The organism is Streptomyces atriruber (assembly GCF_001418325.1).
Lineage (GTDB): Bacteria > Actinomycetota > Actinomycetes > Streptomycetales > Streptomycetaceae > Streptomyces > Streptomyces atriruber.
The window spans coordinates 1-3,549 of record NZ_LIPN01000472.1 but is presented as its reverse complement, the minus strand read 5'-3'; the positions used below and the strand labels follow the sequence as shown (position 1 = coordinate 3,549).

Sequence of the window (3,549 nt, the reverse complement as noted above, 5' to 3'; positions counted from 1 at the left end):
GGGCAGGGGCGGGGACGGTCGCCGCGCAGTGAGACCCCGGCGCTCTCAGTCCGGGTTCCGGATCGAGTCGAGAGCCGCGTCGACGGTGCGGCTCAGGGAACGTGCGTCGCCGCCCGCCCGCGACCGCATGTTCACCCCGTACGCGAGCAGCGCGAGCACCTCGGCCGCGGCGGCCGGGTCGGCGGAAGCCGCCAACTGCCCGCCCCTCTTCGCCGTTTCGAGCGCGGAGCGCATCGCGCCACAGAGCTCCTTGTGGTGCCGGTCCAGGACGGCCCGCACTTCCGGGTCGTCGCTCTGCGCGCCCGTGTGCGCGTTGGCCACCAGGCAGCCCCAGCGCGCGTGCTCTCCCGATGTGCGCACGCTGATCAGACCGTGGAAGAAGTCCGCGGCCGCGGGCAGCCCTCGCTCGTCCTCGGCGATCTGCCGGAAGGCGGGCAGCGAGCGAGTCGCCACATAGCGGTTCAGGGCGGCGAGGTAGAGCTGCTGTTTGCCGCCGTAGGTGGCGTACAGGCTGGAGCGGTTGAGCCCCGTGGCGTTCACGATGTCCTGCACGCCGGTGGCCGCCACGCCCTGCTTCCAGAACAGGCGGAGCACCGTCTCCAGCGTCGCGTCCGGATCGAAGTGCTTGATGTCTGCCATGCCTCACGCCACCGCCATCTTGGAACAGGGGTTTCAAGATACCGCCCCGGCCACTATCTTGAAACGAGCGTTCCAGGTTCTTGGGGTGGGCCCTTCACACCTGCCCCCATACGGGAAGGGCACCGACTTCATGACCCTCGACGCAGAACTGCGCGCCTTCTACGAAGCCCACCGGCATCAGATCCCCGCCGGAACGGGGGAGATCATGCAGCGGGCCGACGCCGAACTCGCCGCTTCCGGCCAGACCGACCGCGCCCTCGCCGTAGGCGCGCAGGCCCCGCGCTTCGCGCTGCCCTCCGTGACCGGTGAGACCGTCACCCTCGACCGGCTCCTCGCCGAGGGCTCGGTCGTGCTCACCTTCTACCGCGGCGCCTGGTGCCCGTTCTGCAACCTCGCGCTGCGCTCCCTCCAGCAGCACCATGCCGCCATCGGCGAACGCGGAGCCCAACTCGTCGCCGTATCGCCGCAGATCCCGGACGAATCCCTGTCGTTGGCCGAGAAGCACGACCTGGACTTCACCGTCCTCAGCGACGTCGGTTCCGACACCGCCAAGGCGTACGGTCTCGCCTTCGACCTGCCGGACGACCTCGCCGCCGCGTACGACCAGCTGGGCTTCGACCTCGTCCGCGTCAACGGCGGCCACCGGCGCACGCTCCCGCTGCCCGCGACGTACGTCATCGACCGGACCGGCACTGTGCGCTGGGGGTTCGTCGACACCGACTACATGAAGCGTGCCGAGCCGGCCGACATCATCGCCGCGCTCGACGCTCTGCGCTGAGGCCTTGCGCTGAGTTCCTGCGCTGAGTTCCTGCACCGGGCCGGGGCGGGCCGCGGTGTCACCCGCCGAGGCTCGTGGCAGGAATGTACTCCGAGGTGTCTTTTCGGACTCTCGGCGGGGAGATCGACTCCGGCCACAGTGGTCCCATGAGTGAAGGCACCGAAACGACAGTGGTCAGGCGCGCAGTCCAGGTCGACGGGGAAAGGGCCAGCTACCTGACCGCCGGACGGCAGGACGGCCGCCCCGTGCTCCTGCTGCACGGAACGTACTGGAGCCGGGTCTGGCTCCCGGTACTGGACCACCTCGCCGACGCGGGGCTGCGGCCGGTCGCGGTCGATCTTCCCGGACTGGGGCGCTCGGGAGGCGAGCTAGGCCCGGCGACGGCCGCGGTCCCGGCCCTCGCGGACTGGGTGACACGCTTCGCGTCCGCGCTTGACCTCTCCGGGCCGATCGCCCTTGCGGGCCATGACATCGGCGGCGCCATCGCCCAGCACCTCCTGGCCCACGACGGCATCGGGGTCTCCCGCCTAGCCTTGGTGAACTCCGTCCTCTACGACTCCTGGCCAGCACCTCACGTAGGGAGTTTCCGGGGCGCGACCACGACTGAGGGTGTGCTCGACAACCGCCGACAGGCGGTGGCAAGAGTGCTGGCCGGTGTCGCCACCGAGCAGTTGATCGCGGATTACGCGGACCCGTGGACCGATGCGCGGGTTCGTCGCTCCTGGGTGGCCCTGGCGGGTGCGGCCGACAACCGCTACACCCTTGACCTCGTCCCCGCGCTGCGGCGGTCCGGCACACCCAAGTTGCTGATCTGGGGCGAGAACGACCTCCACGAGACGGTGGAGTTCGCCGAGCGGTTCGCCTTGGAGATCCCGAACACCACGCTCATCCGCATCCCCCATGCGGATCACATCCCCACGGAGAATGCGCCTGACCGGATCGGCCGCGCGCTCGGCGGCTTCTTCGCAGCGTAGAGACTCTGCGCCCACGCTCGTGCCCCCCATACCCCCGCCCCCTGAGAACCATCTCCAGGCATGACAGGCTGCAGATGCTGACGCATCCCGTCCGGCTCACACGACGGCCGGACGGTCGCGCAGCGATCCGGTACAACAGCGATCCGGCACAAGGGGAGAGGACGTCGCGTGCACCGTGCTCGTGAGAAGGACACGGACCGCCATGTCTTCCGGCGCCACATCGGACCGCCGCACGACTTCGGCGGCGATCTGATCTGCTGGAAGTGCATGGCCCCCTTCGGACCGGTGCGGGCCCACACGCTCAAGGGCAAGCCGGTGCAGGCGCAGTACCGCCTCCTCGCGGGCGAGCACGACGAGACGTGTCCGCTCAATCCGGACACGTTCACCGCGCACCTCGCCCACGGATCCCAGGGCTTGGCCGACACGGAGGCGAGCGGGTTGCTGCGGCTCAACCTGCCCTACCGGCTGGACGAAGTGCCGCTTCCCGGGCCCGACGCCGAAGCCCACGTCCGGGACGACGTCGTACGCGATTCGGTCGCCACGGTCCGGCCCCTGCTGCCGCCCGCGGTCGGCACCGCGGCGAAGATCGCCCAATTCCTCCGACTCCACGACCACGACCCGGAGATCACCTCCCGGTTCCGTGTCCGACCGCACGACGGTCGGCCCATTCCGTGGACCGACTTCTGCTACGGCCCCCGGCGCGACTCGTACGCACGGCTCTTCGCACGCCTTCGGGCCACCCCCGTCCTGACCCACCCGATCGCCGTCGTGGGCACGGTCGAGCGTGTCAGCCGGGACAGCAACTACAGTCCCTTCGCGCTGCTCGCCGTGGACGTCCCCTCCCAGGCCGGACGGTTCCACGTGACGATCCGCTCCGGCTTCGCGAGCCTCATGGAACCCTTGACCGTCGGCACCCACGTGCTGGCGGTCGGCGGCTGGGAGATCTTCGCCCGCGGCTCCACGCCCGCCCTGCGCCTGTGGGCCGACGCCCACTGGCAGCTGGCGTTCTGGCGGGGCGACGAAGCGGACACCGCCACCCCGCCCCGCTGTCCCGCACCCGTGCAGTCACAGGAGGCGGCCCTGGACCGCTGGCGGAAACCGGCCCCGCGCGCCGATCGCCCCGGCGCCCCCGAAACGCCGACCCGGTCTGAGCCGCCC

Annotated in this window: 3 protein-coding genes and 1 pseudogene; 3 read left to right on the top strand and 1 reads right to left on the bottom strand. The window is 70.6% G+C overall.

Features of this window, described 5'->3' with window-relative positions:
• Nucleotides 1-45: 45 nt before the first annotated feature.
• Nucleotides 46-639 carry a TetR/AcrR family transcriptional regulator gene (locus AOK03_RS36235; protein ID WP_055569637.1) on the bottom strand — a complete coding sequence of 198 codons (594 nt, stop codon included), beginning with the start codon at nt 637-639 and terminating at the stop codon, nt 46-48.
• A 130-nt stretch (nt 640-769) separates the two neighbouring features.
• Between AOK03_RS36235 and AOK03_RS36230 the strand changes: the two genes are divergently transcribed.
• The 3 genes and pseudogenes from AOK03_RS36230 to AOK03_RS36220 form a co-directional block, all read left to right on the top strand.
• Entirely contained in the window at nt 770-1,417 is a 648-nt protein-coding gene (locus AOK03_RS36230; RefSeq protein WP_055569636.1) for a peroxiredoxin-like family protein, read from the top strand.
• 146 nt (nt 1,418-1,563) lie between these two features.
• Entirely contained in the window at nt 1,564-2,391 is an 828-nt protein-coding gene (locus tag AOK03_RS36225; RefSeq protein ID WP_079075172.1) for an alpha/beta fold hydrolase, read from the top strand.
• A 168-nt stretch (nt 2,392-2,559) separates the two neighbouring features.
• A pseudogene (locus AOK03_RS36220) lies at nt 2,560-3,549 on the top strand (hypothetical protein); the annotation flags it as partial.

What these genes read in the sequence shown, in the direction of transcription:
- AOK03_RS36235 (WP_055569637.1), bottom strand. Translation starts at nt 639, where the DNA reads ATGGCAGACATCAAGCACTTCGATCCGGACGCGACGCTGGAGACGGTG.
- AOK03_RS36230 (WP_055569636.1), top strand. Translation starts at nt 770, where the DNA reads ATGACCCTCGACGCAGAACTGCGCGCCTTCTACGAAGCCCACCGGCAT.
- AOK03_RS36225 (WP_079075172.1), top strand. Translation starts at nt 1,564, where the DNA reads ATGAGTGAAGGCACCGAAACGACAGTGGTCAGGCGCGCAGTCCAGGTC.